We start from the raw sequence: 23,577 nt of genomic DNA on the forward strand, positions 1-23,577 counted from the left end.
GCATTACGGTGGGACACGAAGACCTCCATGCGGTGCAGTCCTAGACAGCTCCACCACATCGGAGGTCTTCGTCATGCTCAAGCCCCAACCACTGTGACCAGTGTCAACAACGCTCGTGATCAATACATCTAGGCCCGGCGTCGTGGTCCGCGCCAGAGCCTTCCACCCCCGTGGCGCGTCTCGTCGACCAACAGAACGACCAGTCGGGCTGCCCCGCACCGGCCACCGGCCCGCAGACAAACCCCGCACCCAACCACCACCACCCGCACCCACCCACCAGAAAGACCCTAGACCGCGCGGCGTTCCACGGACCAGCCGGCGCAGCCCCGGTGGGTGAGGGCGTCGCCCATCGCGCGGTGGGCGAGCAGCGGGGGCGCGTCCTCGGGCACGGCCAGCCACAGTCGGATGCGTTCGGACTCCACCCGCAGGCCGTGCGGCAGGTGCGCGCGGAGCAGCCACAGCAGGCGGATGGCCGTGGTCTCCGCCGGCGGGGCATCCAGCGCGTGGCGCACCACCGCGACCTCCACGGCGCGGTGGGCGGTCAACGGACGCCCTGCGGTGCGGACGCCGGCCGGTCGAAGTCCCCTGCCGCCGCCGGCCGTTCCACTACTGGTTCGGCCCCCGGCCGCGCGGCGCCCCGTTCCGCCGCCGGCACCCCCGCCCCGCGCAGCGCGAGGCGGGCCGCGCTGGTCAGGGCCTCGATGCCGGTGGGCAGGGTGGTGCGCAGGTCCGGCGCGAAGTCCGGCGCGTGGTTGCCGGGGATCGGGCGGCCGGTCTCGGCCGCCTCGCGCCGGGCGGCGGCCGAGACCGTGCCCAGCATCCAGTAGCCCAGCCGGATGTCGGCGCCGCCGTGCACCTCGGCGCCCGCAGGACCGAACCAGCCGAAGTCCTCGGCCGCCGTGGCCGGCTGCCAGGTCAGCACCCGCCCGGCGCCGAACGCCTCCGCGTGCGCGGCGCGCAGCGCCGACGTCAGCGAGCGGTCGGCCCGCAGCGGGTGGGAGCGCGCCCGGACGGCGACCTCCGGCGCCCGGGGCGCACCCGACGCCTCCGCCTCGGCGGCCAGCACCCGCCGCACCCCGGCCAGCAGCCGCTCCAGGGTGCCGCCGTCGAACGCCCGCAGGCTGATGCCGAGTTCGGCCCGGTCGGGGATCACGTTGGCCTCGACGCCGGCGGCGAGCCGGCCGACCGTCAGCACCGCCTGCTCGGCCGGGGCGCACTCGCGGGCCACCAGGGTCTGGAGCCGCAGCACGGCGGCCGCCGCCAACACCACCGGGTCCACGGCCAGATGGGGCGCGCCGGCGTGGCCGCCGGTGCCGTGCAGCACCGCGTCGACAGCGAGCGTGCCGGCCAGCAGCGGCCCGTCGGCGTGCGCGAGGGTGCCGGCGGGCAGCGGCGCGGTGTGCTGGGCGAGCACCACGTCGGGCCGACCGGTCAGCTCGAAGAGGCCGTCGCGCAGCATGGCCAGCGCGCCGCCCAGGGTCTCCTCCGCCGGCTGCCCGACGATCGCCACCGTTCCCCGCCAGCCGTCCGTGTCCCGCGCCAGCATCCGGGCGGCGCCGGCCAGCGCCGCGAGGTGCACGTCGTGGCCGCAGGCGTGCGCCACGCCGGGAACGGTGCTGGCGTAGCGCAGGCCGCTGGTCTCCCGGACCCGGAGCGCGTCAAGTTCCGCGCGCAGCAGCACCGTTGGGCCATCGCCGCGTCGCAGTAGGCCGACCACGCCGTGGCCGCCCACGCCCCGGGTGACGGCATAGCCGTCGGCGGTCAGTCGTTCGGCCAGGACGCCGGCGGTGCGCCGCTCGGCGCCCGAGGGCTCCGGGTTGAGGTGGAGGTCGAGACAGCACTCCACGGCGGAACGGAGAACGTCCCCGGGAACGGCCATGCGCCACGCTCCTCTCCTGACCGACGGTCCAGGATGCCCGACGGCCCAGGCTGCCGGACCGGTCGGCCAACGTGGGCTCAGCCCGCTGTCATCGGGTGTCAGCGAGGTGACAGCGGAAGGCGGGCGGGGGTGGCAGCGGCCCCCGGTTCACTGGGGGCAACCGGCGGCCCGCCACTGCCCGAGGGGCCGCCCCGCTCACCGAAGGAGTCCCCATGTCCGACAAGCCGCAGCTCTCCACCCTGGCCGACGAGATCCTGGAGCTGGAGTCCGAGACCTTCGAGATCTCCGACTACTCGGACCAGGCCGAGGTCGTGCTGGCCGGTTCGACCTCGTGTTCGTCCACCTCGACCTGCTCCAGCACCACCAGCACCACCTCGTGCAGCGCCTGACCTCACGTCAGAGGCGCGTGTGAGGCAGCCCTCCCGGGAGGCGACCCACCTCCCGCGAGGGCTGCGGCGTTTCCCCGCACGCTCAACGCCCCATGCGGGCGGTCGAGTTCAGGGGAACGGGTGCGGCGCCAGGCGGAGCCGTTCGCTGGAACCCAGCAACCGGGGCATCAGCAGGGCGCGTTGGCGGCGCCAGCCGAAGTCCAGTGGCAGCAGTCCCGGCGCCAGCGTGGCGACGGTCCGCAGCCCGAGGGCGCGTTGCTCGGGCGTGGTCTGGTCGACGGCCACCGCCTCGTGGCCACGGAACGCCAACGCGTCGGTGAGCAGCCGCAGATCGTCCCGCAGGTCCAGCGTCGCCGGCCGGACCCGCGCCCAGTCGGCGAAGACCTCGGCCAGCGGCAGCGCCGGGTCCTCGGTGAGGAACTCCTCGGCGTGCTCGGCCATCCGGGGCAGCCCGTAGAGCTGGGCGTGGTCCTTCAGCTGCCGCACCAGGTCGAAGTCCACGGCCATCGCCTCCAGTTCGGCGCGCCGCTCGCTCACCTGGTAGGGCAGGTGCGGGATGTAGGTGAGCACCTCGCTCAACGCGCCGGCCAGCGCCTCCGCCGGGTCCAGGCTCGCGGCGGCGCCGAAGGACAGCAGCCCAGGGCCGCCGTCACGGCGCACGGCCAGCGCGGTGACCACGGGAATGCCCAGGTCGCTGCGGGTGTCGAAGGCCCGCACCTGGTAGCCGAGCAGCGCGGCCCGGTCCAGCATTCCGCGCACCCGCGCGTCCTCGGTGGAGCGCGGGTCGATCCTGGCCAGCCGGCGGCGCCCGTACCAGGCCAGCAGGAACGCGTCCCGCTCCACCAGCTCCAGCAGCCCGAAGAGCACCGCCTCCGTCGAACTACCGCCCGTGGCACAGCCGTTGGAGCACTCGAAGACGAAGTTGTCGGAGGGCAGGCCCGCGCTGTAGTGGACCAGCCTGGCCGGCACCAGCACCGGGCGGTCGCCGGCGACGGAGTGGCCCCAGATCCAGGGGATGGGGCGGGTCGGGTCGAACGGGTCGAGCACGGGATCGTCCGTGTAGGTCTCGGGCGCGTAGAGCCCGCAGCGGCGCGGGTCCACCACCGCTGCCTCGCCCCACTCGGCGACCAGCTCCTCCAGGGAGCCGGTCAGCGGCCGCAGCCCGCGCCGGGCGTGGGTGCCGGCGTAGCGCTCCAGGCCCTCCAGGTAGGCGAGGGTGCGGCTGGTGGCGTAGGCGTCGGCCTGCCCGCTGAACGTCACGTCGTTGAGCCCGGCGTAGCCGCGCACGAAGGCGCTGCCGGAGATGGGCGCGGTGGTCGTCGAGGCCGGGTTGAGGTGCGTCGTCGAACCGAGCACCCCGCAGACCGGGTTGGCCAGTGCCGCCTCCGGCAGCGCCAGGGCGTCGAGCGGCCTGGTGCGGTAGGCGTCGGGCGCCGGCTTGGGCGTCGGGTCCAGCCGCAGCCGGCCGTGCTCGGGCGCGTCGTCGCCGGGCGTGACGCAGGACGGGCACAGCGGCTCGGGCAGCAGCGGGAAGGTGGCCAGCGCCAGCGTGCCCAGGTCGATCCGGGTGACCCGGGGCAGCCCGTCGGGCGAGGCCCGGCCGGCCACGGCCCGGTGGACCGCCCAGGCGGCGTCCACCGCGTGGTCGGTGAGCACCGGCCAGCCGGCGCCGCCCGCCGGCGCGAACTCGCCCTCCAGCGCCTCCCGTTCGGAGCGGGTGCGCAGCCGCTGCCAGCGCATCGCCAGGCAGCGGCCGCACGCGGCGCGGTCGTGGGCCGCGCCCCAGGGGCCGACCAGCAGCGCGCGGGCGCTGAGATGCGCGGTGGCCCCCGCCCGCTCGGCGGCCCACGGGTCGCGGCCAGGACCCAGGGCGTCGTCGGCACCCAGCGGCACCACCACGGGCGCGGCGCCCCGTTCGCCGTCCGCCGCCCAGCGCCGCCGCAGCGCCTCGGCCAGCCATGCCGTCGCCCCCATGAACGGGCGGGGCGCCGCCGCGTCCGCGCGTCGTGATGCGCCGGCGGCGGTCACGTCTGGTCGCTCCAGCGGAAGACGCGGAACGCGACCGCGCCGAAGACCAGGGCGAACGCGGTCAGCCCGGCGCAGCCGACGAGGATGTCGCCGCCGCCGCCCGAGTCGGTCAGCGCGGCGGAGACCCCGTCGTTGAGGTGCCGCAGCGGCAGCGCCCAGGACAGCGCCTGCATCCAGGACGGCATCGCGTCGAGCGGGTAGAACGAGCCGGAGAGGAACGCCATCGGCACCATCAGGCAGTTGGCGACGGCCGCCACCGCCTCGGGGGTGCGGGTGAACGAGCCCACGATGGCGCCCAGCGCGAGGAACGCGGTGATGCCCAGCACCAGCACCGGCACCGCCAGCGGCCAACTCCCCTCCACCGTCAGGCCGAGCGGCGGCAGCAGCGCCACGGCGACGAAGATCACCGCCTGCACCAGGCCGATGCCCAGCGCCAGGAGGTAGCGGGAGCCCAGCACGGCGCTCAGCGGCGTGGGCGTCATCCGGATCAGCCGCAGGATGTCGTCCCTGCGCCACTGCATCAGCACGAAGCCGACGCCGAAGACCGCCGCGTTGGCGACGCCCCAGGAGAGCACCCCGGGCGCGATGTAGGAGATGTAGGGCCGGCCGGACTCCTCCACCTCCTGGCCGTTGAAGATCAGCCCGAAGACGACCAGGAAGAGCAGCGGGAAGGCGAAGGTGAAGAAGAGGGTGGTCTTGTCCCGGGTGTAGGCCAGATAGCCGGCCTCCGTCAGGGCGGAGCGGGCACGCGTCGAAGCCCTGCGGGGGGCCTGGGTGGTGGTCAACGGTCACTCCTGTCCGGTGAGTTGGAGGTAGACGTCCTCCAGGCTCGCGGTGCGGGTCCGTACCCCGGCCAGCCCGGCGACCTTCTCGACGGCGGCCAGCACCGGCCCGGCGTCCTCGGTGCGCAGCACCAGGGCGTCGGACTCGCGGGTGACCTCGCTGACGCCGGGCAGTGCCCTGGCGTCCTCCTCGCGCAGCCGCTCGGCCGGCACCAGCAGCCACACCGAGGAGCCGCCGCGCGCCACCAGCCGGCCCGGGGTGTCCAGCGCGGTGATCCGGCCCCGGGTGACGATGGCGACCCGGTCGCACAGCGCCTCGGCCTCGTCGAGGTGGTGGGTGGTGTAGACGATGGTGCGGCCGGCGCGCTTCAGCTCCCGCAGCACCTGCCACAGGGCGCGGCGGGCCTGCGGGTCGAGCGCGGCGGTCGGCTCGTCGAGGAAGATCAACTCGGGGGAGTGCACCAGCGCCGAGGCGATCGCCAGCCGCTGCCGCTGCCCGCCGGAGAGGTCCTCGACGCGCGTGGTGGCCTGCTCGTCGAGCCCCACCATCGTCAACGTCCGTGCCACGGCGTCGCGTTCGGCCCCGTAGAGGGCGGCGACGGTCCGCAGGTGCTCGTGGGCGGTCAGCCGCACGAAGAACGCCGAACTCTGGGTCTGCACCCCCAGGCGGGGCAGCAGCTCCGGGTCCCGGGGCCAGGGCGCCCGGCCCAGCACCTCGACGGTGCCGCCGTCGGCCTGCCGCAGCCCCTCCATGATCTCGACCAGGGTAGTCTTGCCGGCGCCGTTGGGGCCCAACAGGCCGAAGAACTCGCCGCGTTGGACCGTGAACGTCACCTCGTCCACCGCCCGCAGATCGCCGTAGCTCTTCCGCACCGCCGTCAGGCGGACGGCCGGGCTCTCCCCGGTGGGATTGTCGGGCACAAGGGTCTCCTTCGTGGGGCGATGTGACGAACGTAGCTGCGGGCGGAGCGAGATGACGGGGCGTCGGCTGGGGCGGGCTAGGCGGCGAGGACGACGGCGCGGACCAGCAGCACCAGCGCCACCGCCAGGGCGGCCACGGTCAGCAGCGTGCCCAGCGCATAGCCCAGATAGACGGCGCGGGCCCGACGCGGATAGGCGGCGGCCTCGGGGGAGCGGCGCAGCGCCAGGGCGAGGTAGGCGCGGCTGGACTCGGCCAGCCGCAGCGCGCCGAGGGCCTGTCCCGCGATGGTGTAGCCGTCCAGCGGCGGCAGCGGCACCAGCATCGCCGCCGCCTGGAGGACGCCGAGGAACAGCAGCCCGGCCAGCCCCTCGCGGGTTGGGCCCTCGGGCGCCAGCAGCCACCAGACGAAGAACGGCAGCAGGAACAGCAGGTTGGCGACCGCCCCGGCGCCGGCGACCACGATGCGCTGGCGGCGGCCCGCGAGATACGGGTAGTCCTCGACGGTGCAGTACATGATGACCACCGGGAGGCGCCAGCGCAGCCCGATCTCGCCGACCCGGCCGCCGTGGTGCCGGGCGGCCACCCCGTGCGCCAGCTCGTGGAGCGCGGTGGACAGCCACAGCGCGGTGGCCACCGCCATCAGCAGCACGGGCTGGGTGAAGACGGCGGCCGCGCCGTCGATCAGCTCGCCCGGGTGCAGCGCGAGCACCGTCAGCATGACGACCAGCGTCGCCAGCAGCGCCGTTCCCCAGAGCCGGCCCAGCAGGAAGCCGGCGGCGCGGTGCAGTCGGCCGGCCGTCGCGTGGGCGTCGGCGACCAGCCGCACGCTGCCGGCCAGCGGCCCGTTGGCCGGGCGCGCCGCCGCCGTGGCCCCGGCCGGCTCGGGGTGTGGCGCGCCGTCCAACAGGCCGCGTGTGCCGAGGAGTTGGAGGAGCCGGCCCCAGTGGGCCTCGCCCAGCCGCCGGCCGAAGGCCGTCGCGTAGGCGTCGCCGAGATCGGCCACCGTGCGGGAGCCGTCCATCCGGGTCATCAGAAACCGCTCGCGCGGCCCGACCTCGAAGGACTGCCCGGTGGCGGTGTCCCTGACCAGGTGAACGGTGCGCGGCCCGCGCAGCAGCGGCTCGCTGACCAGCACCCCGTCGCGCAGTCTGGGCCGGTGCCCGGCCAGGGCGTCCCGCGCGCTCACCGGCCCGGCCCGCCCGCCTCGGCCGGCGCCCCGGCTCCCGCCTCGGTCCCCGCGCGCAGCGCGCGGCCCAGCACATGCGACAGATACGCCTCGTCCTGGATGGTGACGTGCAGCCGGTTGTTGGTCATGTGCAGGTAGGGCGACAGCAGCCGCTCCAGGGCCTCGTCCGGGTCGCTCACCGGCTCGTCCCTGGTGCCGTCCCAGGAGCGGAAGACCAGCTCGCCGCGTTCCGCCAACGCCACCACGCGGGCGCGGAGTTGGCGGCAGTGCTCGGCCCAGCGGGCCAGCAGCGCCGGCAGCGGCTCGCCGCCGGCGGCGGCCGCGCGGACCCGGCCGTGCCAGGTGCGCAGCCCGGGCGCCACCTCGTCGGCCCGCCTCTCGTACTCGGTGCTGCCGATGAACCCGGTGTCGGGGAAGGCGCGGTGCCAGAACGCGTAGTAGCGGTCCAGGAATTCGGCCAGCCGCTCGTCCTCGGGGAGGAACGCGGTGGCCATCACCAGCATCAGCTGGGCCGAGGTGCCCAGCAGCACGGTCCGGAGATGGAGGTTCTTGGCCCGCAGCGCGTCGATGACCAGCTCGCTGGAGTGCGCGAAGTGCCACTCGGCCAGCGCGACGCCGGCAGGCCCGCCGTACTTGCCGTACTCCGGCTCGTAGGGCAGCCAGGCGCGGGAGTTGTTGGGGCGCAGGTTCATCCGGCCCTCGGCGTCGGTGTAGTCGCCCCGTTCGTCGGCGGTGAACTCGATGTCGAAGAGCTGGTTGTAGAAGTCGTTGAGGAAGCCGGAGTCCACCTGGTACAGCGCCGGCCGCTCGGCGAGGAACGCGTCCACCGCCCGTTCGGCGCGCTCCCTGACCTCGGCCTCGGCGCCGGCGGACGACGGGCGCAGCCGCAGCCGGACATGCGGGCCCTCCAGCCAGTAGTTGAGGAAGAACCAGCCGTGCAGCAGCCCGTCCCGCTCCAGCTCCCGCACCAGCGGCCGCACACAACCCAGCAGCATCGGGACGGGGTTGGCCGCGTAGTAGACGTGGAGCGCCTGCCAGGCGCCGGGGGGCTGCCTCGGGTCGTGCGCGTGCGGTCCGGTCACGGGGTCTCCTCCTGGCGCGCGGCGGGGTTTGTCTCCACGGCCAACTCCACGACGTGGCCGCCTCGTTCGGTCCTCAACAGCGGCCCCTCCGCGTCGGGCAGCGCCTCGCGGAACGTGACCAGCGCGCCGTCCCCGCGCAGCAGCCCCTCGAAGGCCAGCAGCGACAGCGGGCTGTCGAAGTCCACATACTGCGGCTTGGCGCCGGTGGCGCCCCGCGCCGACGCGGCGCGCACCGTGGCGTAGACGCGCGGCGGCAGGCCGTGGGCGCGGCGCCAGCGGTGCCAGGCCAGCAGCCAGGCCGCGTCCCCGCTGCCGGCGGCGCGCGGCGGCAGCGCCCCGGCCGGGGCGCGCCAGGCGCGGCGGGCCAGCACCAGCCGGCCGTGCCGCACCCGGGGCCGGTGGGTGACGCCCTCGTGCGGCTCGCCCTCGGGCACGCCGGCCCACACGTCCACCGGGGACATCGACGTCGGCGACAGCAGCAGCAGGGTGCGGGGGATCTCGGGCAGCGCCAGCGGCACCAGATAGCCCAGATAGACCGGCACCACCTCGCGGCCCAGCCGTTCCGACCGCAGCACCAGCCGGTCGCCGGCCACGTCGTGCTCCAACGTCAGTTCCTCCAGGGCGAGTTGGCGCGCCGGCTCAACGGAGCTGGTCTCGCCGGGGCAGACGATCTCATAGTCGGTCAGCCGGCCGTGGAGGTTGAGGTTGCTGGTGACCGGTCCTCCGGTCACCTCGGCGAACACCGCGCCCGGCGGCTGGAGTTCGCGCGCCCGCGCGCGCAGCTCGGCCGACAGGGCGCCGTCGCCGTCCCCCGCACCGTCGCCGTCGCCGTCGAAGCAGTGGGTGAACCGGCTGAACGGGAAGTGCAGCCCGCCGTAGGAGCGGTTGAGCACCACCAGCGGCTCCTCGCCGGCCAGCTGCACATGGTGGCTGTGCAGCGCGGTCTCCGCCGGCAGCGCCGCCAGCTCGGCCCGCACCGCCGCGAACAGCCCGTCGTCCAGCACGAGTTCGCCGCCCTCGGCCGCCCCGGTCGCCCGGTGGGCCGCCCCGTGGGCCGCCTCATGGGCCGACCAGCGCTCCCGCATCCCGCCCAGAAACGCCCGCCGCGCCGCGTCCAGCGCCCGCAGCTGCGGCAGCCCCAGCCAGTTCTCCTCGGGCACATACGCGCCCCGGGCGTCGAACGGCGTGCGGCGCGAGGTGAACGATAGGTACTGGTCGAAGAAGTCCTCGTGGAAGTCGTGGATCAGCTTCAGCAGGTCGTCGCAGCGCCCGCCCCTGCCATACCGGGCGAGGAAGAAGCCGCGCAGCGTCAGCCGTTGCGGCAGCGTGAGGTCGAAGGCCGGCAGCACCGCCTCCACGGCGCGCAGCGGCCCGGCCAGCGCCTCCTCGAACGCGGCCTGGTCGGCGGTCACCTCGGGCGCGGTGGTGTCCTCGTACACCACGGTGCGCGGCACGCGCGGCTCGGTCACGCCCAACTGTTCCTGGAGCGCGCCGAGTTGGCGGCGGACGTCGGCCAGCAGGGCGCGCCGCTCGGCGGGCGCGGCCGCCGGGTGGCGGGCCAGCAGCGCGGCCGGCCCCTCCAGGGCCTCGGCGACCCGCTCCGCCCACGGGCGGCCCAGCTCCCGCAGCGCGCCCTGGAAGGCCCGCAGCGGGTCGGTGTCGTGGGCCCGCAGGTCCAGCGAGGGGGCCCGCAGCATCCCGACGTCCACCAGCGCCGCCAGATAGCGATCCACCGACCCAGGGTCCGCGCCCAGGTCGACGGCCAGCCAGTCGGCCAACTCGCCGTAACGAAGCGTCGGTTGGCGTTCGAAGAGGCCGAGCATCCGCTCCAGCACCCCGCTGCGGCGCAGGAAGAACAGCCGGTCCTTCACGGTGTCGAAGGTGACGGCCATGTCGTCGTCGCCGGCCGTCACCCAGCGCCGCACATAGCGCACCCGGTCCTCGTCCAGGCCCCAGCCGGGCGCGGGCGCCACCGGCAGATCGGCCCGGCGGGCCGGGTCGGCCAGCACCGCGTCCACGATCCGGCCCACGGCCAGCACGTTCAGCCGGGGGTGGCCGCGCCGCCCGTCGCCGGTCCGCAGCGCCTCGGGACCCGGCCCTGTCTCGACCAGCCGGCCCAGCGCCACCGAGGTGAACGTGGAGAACGGGCTGGTCTTGCACGCCGTCCGGTAGAGGTAGGCGAGCAGGGAGCGTTCGACCTTCCGGGTCCGCTTGTCGCCGCCGGCCGGGTCGGAGGCGGCGAAGCCGTCCAGCTGGGCGTCCAGCACCGGGGAGGCCAGCAACACCCCGTTCCGAAGCCGCTCGTCGCCGGCGAGTGCGCGCAACTCAGCCCGGGTGCGGGCCAGTTCGTCGGCCAGCAGGGCCTCGCCCGACTCCCTGACCTCTGTGACTCGTTGACGTAGCGTCATCCAGGCGCGCAGCGGCTCGGCCGCCTCGGGGGCCAGACCGGCGACCAGGGCCAGCGCTCCCTCCGGGTCGGCCGGCGCCCGCCCGTTGAACACCGCCCGCCGCAGCCGCAGCAGCTCCCGCCGGACCCGTTCGTCCTCGCGCCCCGCGACCAGCCCGTGCAGCAGATCGCCCAACGGGCCCGCGCCGGCCGCCAGCCGCTCCTCGGCGGCCAGCACCTCCTCGGCCCACGCCCGGGTGGCGGGGGAACGGAGCGCCGCCACGGTGCCCACCGGCAGCCCGGCGATCCGCGCCAGGAAGCGCGGCCCCAGGACGGGGGTGCCCGCCCGCCGAGCGCCGGGCGCCAGCTGTGTGGTCATCTCCGCCCCCTCAGACGATCTCGAAGCGGAAGTCGGCCGGTCGGGGCCGTTCGTGGCCCAGCATCATGATCAACAGCGGCGCCTCGTCGGTCTCCAGCAGCTCCAGCCGCTCCCGGTAGGCGATGTTGTCGAAGCCGAGCGCCACCCCGCAGCCCACGTCCCGCGCGGCCGCCGCCGTGTAGGTGGCCTGGGCGACGCCGCCGATCAGCGCGTTCACCAGCCGGTAGCCCCGGTCGCCGACCGCGTCCAGCACGCTGTGGGTGCGGACGGTCGGCACCAGTACGGCGCCGGCCGCCTCCAGGTTGTAGTTGGCCAGGAAGTAGTGCTCCTGGAGGAACGCGCCCGGCGGCTCGGCGGAGATCAGCCGCAGCCGGCCTGGCTCGCCCGGCTGGTAGGCGTAGGAGCCGGGCGCCACCCCGGTGACGTGGTTGACCAGGGCGTAGAGCGTGACCAGCCCGTCCGCGCCGGCCGCCGCCGCGTCCCCGCCCAGCCGCGAGCCGGCCAGCGCCGCGTGCAGGCAGGCCGCCAGGTCGCCGCCGTCCAGGGGGCGTTCGGCGGAGAACCGGCCGAAGCTGGAGCGCCGGGCGCGCAGCGCCGACCGCACGCCCCGCGTCAGCGGCGCCCGTTCGGGTAGCGCGGTCTCGGCGCGCTCCGGCGCGGGCGCGGCCGCCGGCGCGAGCGCCCCGCGCGCGGGCCGGTCCCGGTCGCCGGCCGCCGTCGCCTCCTGCATCGCGGTCAGCGCCTCGAAGCGCAGCACCGTCCGGGAGCGCTCCTGGTCCCGCCGCGCCACCGCCACCTCCGGCGGCGTCGCCCGACCCGGCGCGGCTCCGCCGGCCCACGGCAGTGGCACCACGGCGAAGACGCCCTCCTCGACGCCCGCCACGCCCAGCAGCCGCGCCAGCCGCTCCTCGTCGAACCACAGCGCCGGCTCCAGCGCGGTGCCGTGCGCCGCCGCCCACATCCGCCAGGTGCCCAGCAGCGCGCCCACGTCCATGCTCACCGCGTGGAACGAGAAGCTGTTGTACTTGAACGCGTTCTGCCAGTACTTGACGCCCAACACCAGGAACTGGTCGGTCTCCGGGCCCGGCGCGCCCTCGCCCAGCGCCTCGCGCACCACCCCGGTGACATCGCCGGTCAGCAGCCGCCGCATGGCGTGGTGGCGCGCCGAGTAGTGGTGCACGCCCGGCGGCACCGGACCCGATGCGCCGGAGACCCAGTAGATCGACACCGGGTAGAGCCCGCCGCCGGACGCGGTGCCGCGCGACCAGTTGGCCAGCGGGTAGAACGGCAGCGCGTTGAGGTCCGTGTTGGCCTGCACGCCGAGCCGCCGGCCGACCAGCCCGTAGGAGTCCCGCAACAGGCCGCCCAGCAGGCCGAGTTCGAACGGCGGCCCGTCGGCGGGCGCCGGCTCCAGCAGGCCGCGTTCCACGCTCGCCCCGGCCGGGAGGGGCGGCCCGTCGGGCAGCGGCAGCCGGTCCGTTCCCGGGTAGTGCTTGGTCTTGCGGGGACCGTCCGCCCAGTTGGGTACGTAGTCCACCGGCTCCATCGGCACCCGGCCGCGATGCATGATCGCGGTCGCGTATCCGTGGGCGTATCCCATGGTCTGCTCCTTATCCGGGAGGGTCAGGTCGCCGGCGTCTCGGTGACGGCCCGTCAGTCGAGTGGCTCGGCCGTCGGGTCAGGGGAACGGGTGCGGTGCGGGGTTGATCTCCTCGTCGGTCAGGTCGTGGTCGCGCCAGCCGGCCTCGCGCAGCCCGGTGCGCAGCCGGGGCATCCGGGGCGCCCGCTGCCGCGACCAGCCGAAGTCGATGGGCAGCAGCCCCGGCACGATCACGCTGACCGTCCACAGGCCCAACTCCCGCTGCTCCGGCAGGGTCTGGTTCACCACGACCACCTCGAAGCCGGCCTCGTCGATCGCCGCCACGCAGCCGGCCACATCCACCGCCAGGTCGTCCGAGGCGGCCAACGTCCGCCCGCCGCCGAACCGTTGCCCAAGGCTCGCCAACGGCCCGCTCCCCGCGCCCGGTTGTTCCAGCAGGAACGCGGCGTGCCGGGCCATCTCGGGCAGCCCGTACACCAGCGGGTGGTCGTGGAGCGCCGCCACCCGGTCGAAGTCGGCGGCCATCGCCCGGAGTCGGGGCTCCTCGCGCTCGGTGCGGCCGGCCAGGTTGACCGCGTCGGTGGCGATCTCGTCCAGCGCCGAGGCCAGCGCGGCCTCCGGGTCGAGCCCCGCGCCCGCGCCGAAGCACATCCGGCCGGGCCCGCCGTCCAGCCGCTCGGCCACCCCGGTCACCACCGGGATCGGGAAGGTCAGGGCCGTGTCGAAGAACCGCGCCCGATAGCCGTACATCGCCAGCCGCGCCACCATCTGCCGGGTCGCGGCCCGGCCGGAGGAGGCGGGGTCCAGCTCGGGCAGCGGCTGCCGCCCGTACCAGGCCAGCAGGAACGCGTCCCGTTCCACGACCTCCATCAGCCCGTAGTAGACCGCCTCCGCCGCCGAGCCGCCGGACGCGCAGCCGTTCGAACTCTCCTGCACGAAACGCTCGTTGAGGCCCGGCGTGTGGTAGTAGGTGAGCACTTCGGGCACCAGCAGCGGGCGGCGCGCGGTCAGCGAGTAGCCCCACACCCAGGAGATCTCCCGGCCGGGCGTGAACGGGGCCAGCCCGGTGCGCCGGTGGAACTCCGGCGGGTAGAGCCCGCAGCGGCGCGGGTCCAGCGCGGGGCGGCCCTCGGCGGTCAGCGCGTCCAGGCTGGCGCGGACGGTGGTCGCCCTGGCCCTGGGCCGCATCCCGGCGTAGCGCTCCAGGCCCTCCAGCACCCCGATCCGCAGGCTGTCCCGGAAGGTGTCGGCGTGCCCGCCCCAGAACGTCTCCCGCAGGTAGTCGCCGGAGCGCAGCGAGAAGCAGCCGATGGTCGCCGAGGTCGAGGTGGAGGAGACGTCCAGCACCACGGTCGGGCCCAGCGCGCCACAGACCGGGTTGGCGAAGGCGTCCGTCGCCAGGTCGTACTCGTCCAACGGCCTTGTCCTGTCCGCTCCTTGACGGTACGTCGGCGAGGGCGTCAGCTCCAGCGTGGCCGCCTCGGCCGAGTCCCGCTCGCCGGGGCCGCAGACCGGGCACTCCGGGTCGGGCACCAGCGGGTAGCGGCGCACGGTCAGGTCGGCGAGGTCCACCTGGTGGATGTCGCGGGGGCGCCCGGGGGCGCGCACCCGGGCGGCCAGCAGCCCGGCCAGCGCGGCGGCGGCGAACGGCGTCAGCTGCGGCGGCCGGCCCACGGCCGCCGTGCCCGCGCCCAACTCGACGGCCTCCCGCAGCTGTCGGGACCTGGCGGCCTGCCAACGCCGCTCCAGGCAGCGGGCGCAGCCGCGCGCCCCGGGGCCCGGCGGCAGCGGGCCGAGCACGGCGTGCCGGCCGTAGAGCCGCACCGGCAGCGCGCCGGGCGCCGGCGCGTCCGGGGGCGTGCCCGCCGGCGTCTCCGCCGGGGTGCGCGCCGGCGCGGCGAAGGCGTCCCGCAGGCCCAGCGGGGCCACGTCAAGCGGCGGCGGCTCGGGCAGCAGCGCCGCCAGCCGGGTGGCCAACTCCTCGGCCAGCGCGCGGCAGGCCGCGCCCCAGGGCCCGGCGGCCGGCGCCTCGGACTCGGCGGCGGCGGGCGCCTCCGGCTCAGCGAGCGTCACCGTTGCCCTCCCGGTTCTCCCCGGTCAGCAGCACCCGGGCGGTGTGCAGCCCGGCCGCCCGCAGGTCGGCCGGCGTGCTGTCGCACCACAGCGCGTCCCGGCCCGCCGCCCGCAGCCGCTCCAACACGCCGGGGAACGTCGCCGGCTCCCCGTCGTCCTCCGCGACCGCTCCTCCTGCGACCGTGCCCTCGGCCAACGCCACCGCACCCGGCGCGAGTTCGGGCACCAGCGGGTCGCCGACGTCCGGCGCCCCGCCGGTCTCGGCGGAGAGCTGGACCTGGCCCAGCAGGTCGCGCAGCGCGGCCACCGCCGCGCCCGCGCGGCTCAGCGCCGCACCGACCGCCCAGCGGCCCGAACCCTCCCTGGCCAGCGCCACCCGCGCCCCGGACCGTTCCGCCTCGCCCAGGTCCAGCAGCTCCACCGCGACCTCCAGCGTCTCGGCCGAGCGGGCCAGGAAGACCCACTCCGGGTCATCGCCGGTCGCCAGCGCCCGCACCGGCGCCGCGCCGGCCACGGCCCGCAGCAGCGCCTCGTGTGCCAGCGCCGACAGCAGCGCGTGCCCGGCCGCCTCGCCCGGGCTCTCGCCGGCGCCCGTTCCCCAGCCGCCCGGCAGCACCAGCCGGTCCCGGTTGGGCGGGCCGAGCGGCCGCAACGCGGCGGTGGGAACGGCCAGTTCGTCCTTGGTGAGCAGCGAGGTCACCAGCGACCAGGAGTCGACGTCCGCGAGGCCCGCGCCCGTGCCGCCGTCCGCGACCAGCCGCCCGGGCGCCAACCGCGCGACGCCCGGCGGGAGTTCGCCGAGCGCGGCGACCGGCACCAGATGCTCCTCGTAGAGGACGGAGGCGGCGCGCAGCGCGCGTTGCCTGGCGCCGGCCAGGTGGTGCACGTCGAACGCGGCCACCAGCCGGGTGCCGGCCGCGCCCAGCGGCACCTCCACCCGGGACACCTTCAACGGCGTCTGGGTCAGCTCCTCGTCCCGGTACCGGGCGAACACCCCGACGTGCGGGCGGACCAGCGCATCGCCCAGCCGGTTGAGCCGCGCCACCAACTCCTCGGCGTCCCTGGCCGTTTCCACCGTCACGGTCGGCGCGACGGACAGCGCGGCCGGCAACTCACGCAACTCCCCCTCGTCGGTGGCCCGTTCGGCGCAGCGCCGGCAGCGCGGATGGGGCCGCAGCGGCTCCGCCACCACGTCGAGCGAGTCCAGCTCCTGGATCAGCACCTGGCCCTCGGTCTCGGGCGGCAGGGCGCCGGTGACCGAGCGGAACACCTCGTAGGCCAGCAGGTTCCCCACCATCGCCGCGACGGGGCCGGTCAACGGACCGCCCGGCGGGGCCGGCGCGGGGACGGCCACGCCGGCCAGCTCGGCGAGCAGCCCGGCGGCGAGCGCCGGGTCGGTGGACGCGCCCAGCCGCAGCAGCGCGCAGCCCAGGCAGCCGGCGGTCAGCCCGCCGGAACGGGGCCCGACCACCACCCGTTCCCCGAACGTCCAGGCCGGAACGAGGAGTTGGTCCTCGGCGAGCCCCGCGTCGAGGATCGCCTGGCTTCGGGCCACCGCGTCGGCCCCGGTGACCAGAAGCACCTGATGGCCCGACAGATTCTTTGTCTCGGCGGGGAGTTGGGTGACCGTTGCCGGGCAGCCGGCCGCCGTCAGGTCGGCCGCCTCGGCCAGTGCCTCCGCCGACCGCTCCTCGGCTGCGACCTCGGCCAGCCCGTTGCGGACCAGGCCGAGCACCGCCCAGCGGGCGGTCTCGCCGCTGCCGAGCACCGCGACCCTGGTGTCCCGGAAGCGGGCGAACCGGGCGGCGGCCTCGTCCGTGTAGTGGTCCACATAGGCGATCTGGGCGGCGAACCGCTCGGCGACCCCGGCCGGCGGCCCCGGCTCGACGGAGGGCGCGGCGTCCCGGGCGAAGTCCCGTTCCACCAGCGAGCCGACCAGCTCGGCCACCATGGCCCGCTGGGTTTCGCCAAGGCCGGCGCAGATCTCGACCAGCGGCCGGCTGCCGTCCAGGTGCGGCACGATCAGCGACGCGAAGCGGTAGGCCGTGCGCCCCGTCAGATGGAAGCCGCCGTCCGCGTTGTGGAAGAGCACACCTCCCGGGGTCTGGGTGAACAGCACGTCCCTGCGCAGCCGAGGCCGCATCTCGGCGAGGCCCTCGAACGCTCGTGGCATCCCTCTCACACCCTCTGTCTCGGCTGGCTTGGCTGGCTCGGTCGCAGCGGCTGGCTTTGCTCGGACGGCCGACTCGGCACGGCCGGCTGGCTCGGTTCGGTGGGCCGGCTCGGTTCGGTGGACCGACGCGGTTCGCTTGCGTGACTGGCCCGGACCGGCTCGCCGACGTGGGTCGGCTGGTCCGGCTGAGGCGGTGGGTCCGGCTGACCCGGCTGGTTCCGTTGGTCCGGCTGAGGCGGTGGGTCCGCCCGACCCGGCTGGTCCCGTTGATCCGGCTGACGCGGCCGGTCCGACCGGCCCGACGGGCCCGACCGACCCGCCCCGCCCGACCGACCCGCCCCGACCGGGCCTGGCCCGCCGTCACGCGGCGCGATGTGACGCGCGTGGAGTCGCAGCAGCGGATGCGGGCGGTAGGGGCCCGGCGGGCCGTCCTCCACCAGGCCGGCGTCGGCGAGCCGTTCCAGCACTGCCTCGCACTCGGCCGGCGACCGCTCCAGCACCACGGCGCAGTCGGCCGGCTCCCAGCCCGGGGCGTCCAGCGTCCCCAACGCGGCGTAGGCGGCGGCCAGTTCGGGCGTCAGCCGGTCAACGGCCGCGTCCAGCAGCGCCACCACCGACATCCGGGGGTCGCCCGCCAGGGACAGCCGCGCCAGCGGCTCCTCGGCCAGCCAGCGCGCGCAGTCGCCCAGGCCGAGACCGGGCCGGGTCTCCAGCCGGGCGGCGGCGATCACCAGCGCCAACGGATGGTGGCCGCAGACCTCGGCCACCTCCTCGGCCGCGCCCGGCTCCGCCGCCACCCGCTCCGCGCCCAGCACGGCGGCCAGCAGCCCCGTCGCCTCCTCCGCCGACAGCGCCCCGAGGCGGTGCACCCGCACCCCGTGGGTGGCGACAAGACCGGCAAGGCCCAGCCGGCTGGTAATCACCGTCGCGTGACCCGTGACCGCCGAGAGCACGTCCCGGACGCCCGCCGGGTCAACGGCGTCGTCCAACAGCAGCAAGGCCCGTTCGCCCGGACCGGCCGGGGTCAACGCGCCCAGCCGCTCGGCGAGTTCGTCCGTCACCTCGGCCGCGCCCCGGGGCGTGCCGTCCGCGCGCGCCATCCGCACCAGCACCTGCCCGCCGGGGAAGTGGTCCCGGGCCAGGTGCGCCACCTGCCGCGCCAGCGCGGTCTTCCCGATGCCCGGCCCGCCGCAGACCAGTTCGGCGACCGGCGCGCCCGTCGCCTCGGGCCCCGCCGTCAGCCGCCGCAGCAGCGCCGCGACCGCGTCGGCCCGGCCCGTGAACCACGGGACCGCCGGCAGCGTCGGCCGCGCCCCGGCCCCGGCCCCGGCCCGCTGCTCCGCCGGCGCCGGCGTGAGCGGCGGCGCCGACTCGCTCGCCGGGCCCAGGTCCTCGCCGCGCAGGATCGACAGCTCCAGCTGGCGCAGCGCGGCCGAGGGGCCGACGCCCAGCCCCTCCGCCAGATATGCCTTGAACCGCCGGTACTCGGCCAGCGCCTCCGCCTGCCGCCCGGAGCGGTAGAGCGCCTCGATCAGCTGCTCGCGGAACCGGCCGTGGTCGGGGTGCGCCCGGGTCGCGCCCCACAGCTCCTCCAGCGCCGGCCCGCACTGGCCCAGCTCAAGCCGCAGGTCGCAGAGCAGTTCCACGGCGCGCAGCCGTTCCTCCAGCAGGCGCGGCACCTCGTCCCGGTGCAGCACGTCGGAGCGCACATTGGCCAGCACGCCGGTCTGCCACAGCCCCAACGCGCCCTGGAGCGGGGTCAACGCGGCCCCCGGCGCCCGCCCGGCCGCCTCGCGCAGCCGGTCGCGGAAGTCCATCAGGTCCAACGAGCGGGCGTCGGCGGTGATCCGGTAGCCGCCGGGCACCGCCTCGATGGAGGCGTCCACCACCTCGTGTTTGACGAACAGGCGGCGCAGCCGCAGCACGCAGGTCTGCAACGCGGCCCGGGCGGTGGCCGGTTGCTCGTCGCCCCACACCATCCGCTGGAGGTACTCGACCGAGACGATGGCGTTGGCGTTGAGCAGCAGCGCGGCCAGCAGGTTGGCCGGTTTGGAGGGGTGGAGCACCACCGTCTCGCCGCCGTCGGTGATGCTCAACGGGCCGAGCAACTGGAAGCGGACGCCGCTCATGCGCGGCCCCGGAACATCCGGGTGTCGGGTGCGGGGCGGCCCCGGGGTGCGGGGGCGGACGGCGGTGGGGGCGTGATGCGGGTCGTCATGCGGGCCACCTGGTCCTGACGGGGTGGGGGAGGACGAGGGAGCCCGACGCTACCCGCATCGACCCGCCCCGAGCAGGGGCTCACGCGTCAGGATGTTGCAGCCGAGGGCCGCAGCTTCCGGCCAGATCGGGCCCAAGCGGGAGGCACCGGAGCCCCGTTTCCCCGTTGTCCCGTTGTCCCGCTTGCCCGTTTCCCCACGGTCCGCGCCGCCGGGGCGGCAACCGTCCGACCCAGGACGGGCCGGTGCCCGATCCCGCCGGATCGGACACCGGCCCGTTACGGGCTGCCGGGCGCTCCGGCCTAGGTGCTGGCCACGCAGCCGCCGAGGCGCGGCTGCGTCCAGGTGCCGTTGGCCATCACCGTGAAGCCGAAGCTGGTGGACTGTCCCGCCGCCAGGTTGCCGTTCCCGTTGGGCCGCATCGTCATGACGTTGCCGCTGCCGTCCCAACTGGGCGTGCCGTTCCAGGTCGTGGAGACCCGTTGTGGCGAGGTGACCGTTACCGTGACCGTCCAGCCGGTGATCGCCCGGTCGCCGGCCCGCACGGTGACCCGCCCGTTGAACCGGTCGCCCCAGCGGTCGGTCTCCTCGTAGCTGACCGTGCAACTCCCGTCGCCCGGGTCGGGGTCCGGGTCGCCGCCGCCCGGGGTGCCGCCGAGCGCGGCCAGCACCGCGTCGTAGGCGGGCTTCTTGTTGTAGTTGCCGTCGAACAGCAGCGGGGTGCCGCCGCTGCGCCATGAGTACTTGTCGGTCACGCCCCACACCGTGATGCCCGTGCAACGGGACACCGCCAGGCAGGCGTTGACGACGGTGCGGTAGTTGTTGGCCTGGGCGGTGCCGGAGCCCTCGATGTCCAACTCGGTGATCTGCACGTCAACGCCCAGCGCCGCGAACCGCTGGAGGTTCTGCTGGAAGTCGGCCGGCACCGGCGACTGCGCGTTGAAGTGGGACTGGAAACCGACGCAGTCGATCGGCACGCCGCGCTGCTTGAAGTCGGCGACCATGTTGTAGACCGCGTTGCTCTTCGCGTTGATCCCGTCGGTGTTGTAGTCGTTGTAGCAGAGCTTGGCGTTGGGGTCGGCGGCCCGCGCGGTGCGGAACGCCTCCTCGATGTAGCCGTTGCCGAGCCGGTCCTGGAAGGGAGAGGAGCGGCGGGCGCCGCTGTTGCCGTCCTGGAACGCCTCGTTGACCACGTCCCAGGAGTGGATCTCGCCGCGCCAGTGGCCCATCACCGTGGTGATGTGGTTGTTCATCGCGGCGCGCAGGTCGTTGGTGCCCAGGGAGCCCACCCAGCCGGGGAGTTGGGAGTGCCAGACCAGGGTGTGGCCCCGGACGTCCATGCCCTGGGCCTGGGCGTGGTCGACGATCCGGTCGGCGTTGCCGAAGGTGAACTGCCCGCGCTGCGGCTCCAGCGCGTCCCACTTCATCTCGTTCTCGGGGGTGGCGCTGTTGAACTCGCGGTTGAGCGTGCCGACATAGTCGGCCTCGCCGAGGTGGTTGGCGGCGACGGCGGTGCCGAAGTAACGGCCGCGCTCGGCCGCCGCGTCGCCGAGCGTGCTGGCGGCCAGCGCGGTGTCGGCGGCCAGCACCGTGTCGGCGGTCTGAGCGGTGTCGGCGGCGGCCTGCGTGGTGCCGGCGGTCGCGACCAGGCCGGTCGCGGCCAGCAGGCCGACGGCGGTGCCGGCCAGGGCCCGTCTGAGGGGGGATCTCCAGCGCGGGCGGGTGCGCCCACGGGGTGCGTCGATCATGGCGGTTCCCTTCTTCCAGGAATCCGGACGGGCCAACGCGCCGTCCGGACAAGGGGTGACCTGCCGTGCGGCCCGGAGGCGCCGCCGCCCTCGACCCACCGGAGAGCGACGGCGCCGTGGCGATCGGCAACGATCGATCGGAGTATGCGCCCCACCCGAGGGGCCGTCAATGAATCCTTCCGGGAAACTTCCGGTCAACGTTTGCTGCCAGCACGGGAGTTGGCCTCGCCCACGAGCTGCCCACTCGTGCGCCGTTCCCTCCCGCCTCTCCCGTCGCCGGCGGCGCCACACGAGGCTTCTCGGCGCCGGATGTTCCGAGAATTATCGGAGAACCCAGAAAACCTTTCGGAGGGTCAGCGCTTGATGCCGAGACCGCAGTAGGCGTCCACCGGCGGCTCCTCCTTCAACGGAGGCAGCTCGGGCCGCCAGCTCTCGATGGTGACCACGCCCGGCTCCAGCAGCTCGAACCCGTCGAAGAACTCCCGCACCTCGTCCGGGCTGCGCAGCGTGTAGTCCCCGGCCAGGCGGGCGTTGTAGTTGTCGGTGGCCGCGTTGAGAGTGTCGTTGGTGTTGGTGCCGTCGCTGATCGCCAGATAGCTGCCAGGGGTGAGGGGGGCCACCAGTTGCCGCACGAGGTCGCCGGGCCGGTCCTCGTCCGGGATGTGGCCCAGGATGCCGAGCATCGTCACGGCGATCGGCCGCGAGAAGTCCAGCACCTCGGCGGCCTGCTCCAGGACGCGCTCGGGCGTGCGCACATCCGCGTCGATATAGGCCGTGCGGCCCTCGGGGGTGCTGGTCAGCAGCGCGCGGGCGTGGGCCAGCACCAGCGGGTCGTTGTCCACATAGACGATCTTCGAGTCGGGCGCGACGCGTTGGGCCACCTCGTGGGTGTTGTCCACGGTCGGCAGGCCCGTGCCCAGGTCGAGGAACTGCCGTATCCCCGCCTCGCCCGCCAGGAAGCGGACCGCCCTGGCCAGGAACATCCGCTGGTAGCGCGCGGTGCGCACGATGCCCGGGTACACCCGGGTGATCTGCTCCCCGGCGTCCCGGTCCGACGCGTACCAGTCCTTGCCGCCCAGCCAGAAGTTCCACACCCGGGCCGAATGAGCCTTTGAGCTGTCAATGTCCATGCGGGGGGCCTCCCTTGGCCAGGTCGCGTACGCCGGTCAGCGGAAGCGTAGCCTCCGCAACCCGGCCGGCCTCCGGAGCGGTCCCGAGGGCGCCGGAATTTTCCGGGCGTCGGCGGGAGGCCATTAAGAGAACCGGGTCCCCGCCCGGCAGGGGGCGGGGACCCGGTTCGACGGGGGAGCGGCCGGCCCCAGGCCGGCCCGGCCCCGGCCCGCCGCCGCGCCGCCGGCGCGGCTCGCCTCAACTCGCCGCGCGGATCGAGTCGTTCAGCTCGTTGATCAGATCCTCCGCCGCCTCGCGCGGCGAGGCGTCCCCGAACTGCACCCGCTGGTTGTACCGCCCCAGCAGCACCTCGATGTCGCTGGCGCCCGCCGGCGTGATGGGCGGGGTCGGGCCCACCTCCTGGGTGATCTGGTTGGTGAACGCCAGCGCCCGGCGGCTGCTCTCGTCGAGTGTCGGCTCGATCACCTCGCGGAACTCCGGGTTGCCCGGCTCGCCCCGGTCCAGGCCGAAGATCTCGCCCACCCGGGGGTCGTTGACCAGGAAGTCGATCAACAGCGCGCTCTCCGCCGGGTGTTGGGTGGTCGACGAGGTCGCCCAGTACATCGACGGCTTGAGGTACTGGTACCCCTCCTCGGTCTCCGGGTTCGTCGGCCAGTCCGCCAGCCGCAGGTCGAAGTCCGGCGCCGCCGCCTGGAAGGCGTTGAACTGCCCGGCCGGGATGAACCCCATCGCCGTCTTGCCCGTCACCAGGTCGCCCTGGTCCAGCGGCAGGCCCTGGGTCTCGCTCAGCTGCGCCACCGAAGGCGAGGCGCCGCTGTCGATGAACGCCAGCTCCTGCTCCCAGTACGAGGCCAGGATCTCCGGGTCGAGGACCAGCTCGCCCTCGTCGTTGAAGAGCTGCCCGCCGTGCTGCCGCGCCCAGACCGTGAGGCTGAACGAGTCGCTGCCGAACGGGCTGATCCCGTGCACCTCGCCGTCCGAAGCCTCGGTCAACTCGACGGCGGCCCGGGTGAGATCGTCCCAGGTCCAGGTCTCCACGTCGGGCAGCTCCACCCCGTACTCGGCGAAGAGCGAGGTGTTGATGATGATCCCGTTGGCCGTGCCGCCGGTCGGCACCGCGTAAAGGTCGCCGCGCACCCGGCCCGAGTCCAACAGCTCGTCGCCCAGCGTCGAGGTGTCCAGGAACTCCGACACCCGCCCCAGGTCCAGCAGCGCGCCCCGCTCCGCGTAGGCCGCGAGGTAGAGCTGGTCGAACTGCGAGACGTCCGGCATCTCGCCGGCCGCCGTCATGGTGGCCAGCCGGTCCCAGTAGCCGGTCCAGTCGGCGTACTGCGGCTCGACGTTGATGTTGGGGTACTCCTCCTCGAAGAGTTCGATCGCCTCCAGCGTCATCTGGGTGCGGGCGTCCGCGCCCCACCAGTTGAAGCTGATCGTCACATCCCCCTCGGACAGCTCCGGCTCGCCCTCGAAGCCCTCCCCAATGCCGCAGGACGTGAGGATCACCCCGGCGGTGGCGGCGGCGAGGCCGGCCCGCACGCGGCGCCCTCGGTGGTGTCGGGTCATGCTCTTCCTCCGCTTCGCTGTGCTCGTCGCCCGTTGACCG

Annotated in this window: 15 protein-coding genes and 1 pseudogene; 1 reads left to right on the forward strand and 15 read right to left on the reverse strand. The window is 75.0% G+C overall.

Annotated elements, in window-relative coordinates; all coding sequences use genetic code 11:
- Window positions 1–287: 287 nt before the first annotated feature.
- Window positions 288–545 carry a hypothetical protein gene (locus tag FH609_RS23110; RefSeq protein ID WP_139667389.1) on the reverse strand — a complete coding sequence of 86 codons (258 nt, stop codon included), beginning with the start codon at window positions 543–545 and terminating at the stop codon, window positions 288–290.
- Window positions 542–1,879, reverse strand: a complete 1,338-nt coding sequence (locus FH609_RS23115) for an amidohydrolase (protein WP_139667390.1) — start codon at window positions 1,877–1,879, stop codon at window positions 542–544. Before FH609_RS23115 ends, FH609_RS23110 begins: the two co-directional genes overlap by 4 nt.
- Window positions 1,880–2,091: 212 nt before the next feature.
- Here FH609_RS23115 and FH609_RS23120 point away from each other — a divergent pair, with 212 nt between their 5' ends.
- Entirely contained in the window at window positions 2,092–2,268 is a 177-nt protein-coding gene (locus FH609_RS23120; protein WP_139667391.1) for a thiazolylpeptide-type bacteriocin, read from the forward strand.
- A 108-nt stretch (window positions 2,269–2,376) separates the two neighbouring features.
- On the opposite strand, the gene FH609_RS23125 is transcribed toward FH609_RS23120, so the two are convergent.
- The 13 genes and pseudogenes from FH609_RS23125 to FH609_RS23185 all read right to left on the reverse strand — a co-directional run bounded on the left by FH609_RS23125 (window position 2,377) and on the right by FH609_RS23185 (window position 23,537).
- Window positions 2,377–4,242, reverse strand: coding sequence for a TOMM precursor leader peptide-binding protein (locus FH609_RS23125; protein WP_139667662.1), 1,866 nt, complete (start codon window positions 4,240–4,242; stop codon window positions 2,377–2,379).
- A gap of 50 nt (window positions 4,243–4,292) precedes the next feature.
- Window positions 4,293–5,081 (reverse strand): ABC transporter permease, encoded by a 789-nt coding sequence (locus FH609_RS23130; RefSeq protein WP_139667392.1) that lies wholly within the window; start codon window positions 5,079–5,081, stop codon window positions 4,293–4,295.
- A 3-nt stretch (window positions 5,082–5,084) separates the two neighbouring features.
- On the reverse strand, window positions 5,085–5,999 hold the full coding sequence (locus tag FH609_RS23135; RefSeq protein WP_139667393.1) for an ABC transporter ATP-binding protein: 915 nt from the start codon (window positions 5,997–5,999) through the stop codon (window positions 5,085–5,087).
- 77 nt (window positions 6,000–6,076) lie between these two features.
- Window positions 6,077–7,186, reverse strand: coding sequence for a M50 family metallopeptidase (locus tag FH609_RS23140; protein WP_139667394.1), 1,110 nt, complete (start codon window positions 7,184–7,186; stop codon window positions 6,077–6,079).
- Window positions 7,183–8,268, reverse strand: a complete 1,086-nt coding sequence (locus FH609_RS23145; RefSeq protein WP_226961894.1) for a lantibiotic dehydratase C-terminal domain-containing protein — start codon at window positions 8,266–8,268, stop codon at window positions 7,183–7,185. Before FH609_RS23145 ends, FH609_RS23140 begins: the two co-directional genes overlap by 4 nt.
- Entirely contained in the window at window positions 8,265–11,033 is a 2,769-nt protein-coding gene (locus FH609_RS23150; protein ID WP_139667395.1) for a lantibiotic dehydratase, read from the reverse strand. The genes FH609_RS23145 and FH609_RS23150 overlap by 4 nt, the downstream gene beginning before the upstream one ends.
- A 10-nt stretch (window positions 11,034–11,043) precedes the next feature.
- The gene (locus FH609_RS23155; protein WP_139667396.1) at window positions 11,044–12,633 is read right to left on the reverse strand and encodes a nitroreductase family protein; all 1,590 of its coding nucleotides are present in this window, start codon (window positions 12,631–12,633) and stop codon (window positions 11,044–11,046) included.
- A gap of 78 nt (window positions 12,634–12,711) precedes the next feature.
- Window positions 12,712–14,622 (reverse strand): TOMM precursor leader peptide-binding protein, encoded by a 1,911-nt coding sequence (locus FH609_RS23160; protein ID WP_139667664.1) that lies wholly within the window; start codon window positions 14,620–14,622, stop codon window positions 12,712–12,714.
- 70 nt (window positions 14,623–14,692) lie between these two features.
- Window positions 14,693–16,879, reverse strand: coding sequence for a TOMM precursor leader peptide-binding protein (locus FH609_RS23165; protein WP_139667665.1), 2,187 nt, complete (start codon window positions 16,877–16,879; stop codon window positions 14,693–14,695).
- Between the two features lie 122 nt (window positions 16,880–17,001).
- A pseudogene (locus FH609_RS23170) lies at window positions 17,002–19,008 on the reverse strand (BTAD domain-containing putative transcriptional regulator); the annotation flags it as partial.
- 389 nt (window positions 19,009–19,397) lie between these two features.
- The gene (locus FH609_RS23175) at window positions 19,398–20,843 is read right to left on the reverse strand and encodes an endo-1,4-beta-xylanase (RefSeq protein ID WP_139667397.1); all 1,446 of its coding nucleotides are present in this window, start codon (window positions 20,841–20,843) and stop codon (window positions 19,398–19,400) included.
- Window positions 20,844–21,196: 353 nt separating this feature from the next.
- Window positions 21,197–21,973, reverse strand: a complete 777-nt coding sequence (locus FH609_RS23180) for an SAM-dependent methyltransferase (RefSeq protein ID WP_139667398.1) — start codon at window positions 21,971–21,973, stop codon at window positions 21,197–21,199.
- A gap of 238 nt (window positions 21,974–22,211) precedes the next feature.
- Complete coding sequence (locus FH609_RS23185; protein WP_139667399.1) at window positions 22,212–23,537, reverse strand: ABC transporter substrate-binding protein; 1,326 nt, start codon at window positions 23,535–23,537, stop codon at window positions 22,212–22,214.
- Window positions 23,538–23,577: the final 40 nt, after the last annotated feature.

The sequence above is a fragment of the Streptomyces sp. 3MP-14 genome, from assembly GCF_006334905.2.
Taxonomy (GTDB): Bacteria; Actinomycetota; Actinomycetes; order Streptomycetales; family Streptomycetaceae; genus Streptomyces; species Streptomyces triticirhizae.

Bases quoted from the DNA above. Each gene is read 5' to 3' on its own strand.
- FH609_RS23180 (WP_139667398.1), bottom strand. From the start codon at position 21,973: ATGGACATTGACAGCTCAAAGGCTCATTCGGCCCGGGTGTGGAACTTC.
- FH609_RS23150 (WP_139667395.1), bottom strand. From the start codon at position 11,033: ATGACCACACAGCTGGCGCCCGGCGCTCGGCGGGCGGGCACCCCCGTC.
- FH609_RS23165 (WP_139667665.1), bottom strand. From the start codon at position 16,879: ATGCCACGAGCGTTCGAGGGCCTCGCCGAGATGCGGCCTCGGCTGCGC.
- FH609_RS23115 (WP_139667390.1), bottom strand. From the start codon at position 1,879: ATGGCCGTTCCCGGGGACGTTCTCCGTTCCGCCGTGGAGTGCTGTCTC.
- FH609_RS23185 (WP_139667399.1), bottom strand. From the start codon at position 23,537: ATGACCCGACACCACCGAGGGCGCCGCGTGCGGGCCGGCCTCGCCGCC.
- FH609_RS23120 (WP_139667391.1), top strand. From the start codon at position 2,092: ATGTCCGACAAGCCGCAGCTCTCCACCCTGGCCGACGAGATCCTGGAG.
- FH609_RS23155 (WP_139667396.1), bottom strand. From the start codon at position 12,633: ATGGGATACGCCCACGGATACGCGACCGCGATCATGCATCGCGGCCGG.
- FH609_RS23125 (WP_139667662.1), bottom strand. From the start codon at position 4,242: ATGGGGGCGACGGCATGGCTGGCCGAGGCGCTGCGGCGGCGCTGGGCG.
- FH609_RS23175 (WP_139667397.1), bottom strand. From the start codon at position 20,843: ATGATCGACGCACCCCGTGGGCGCACCCGCCCGCGCTGGAGATCCCCC.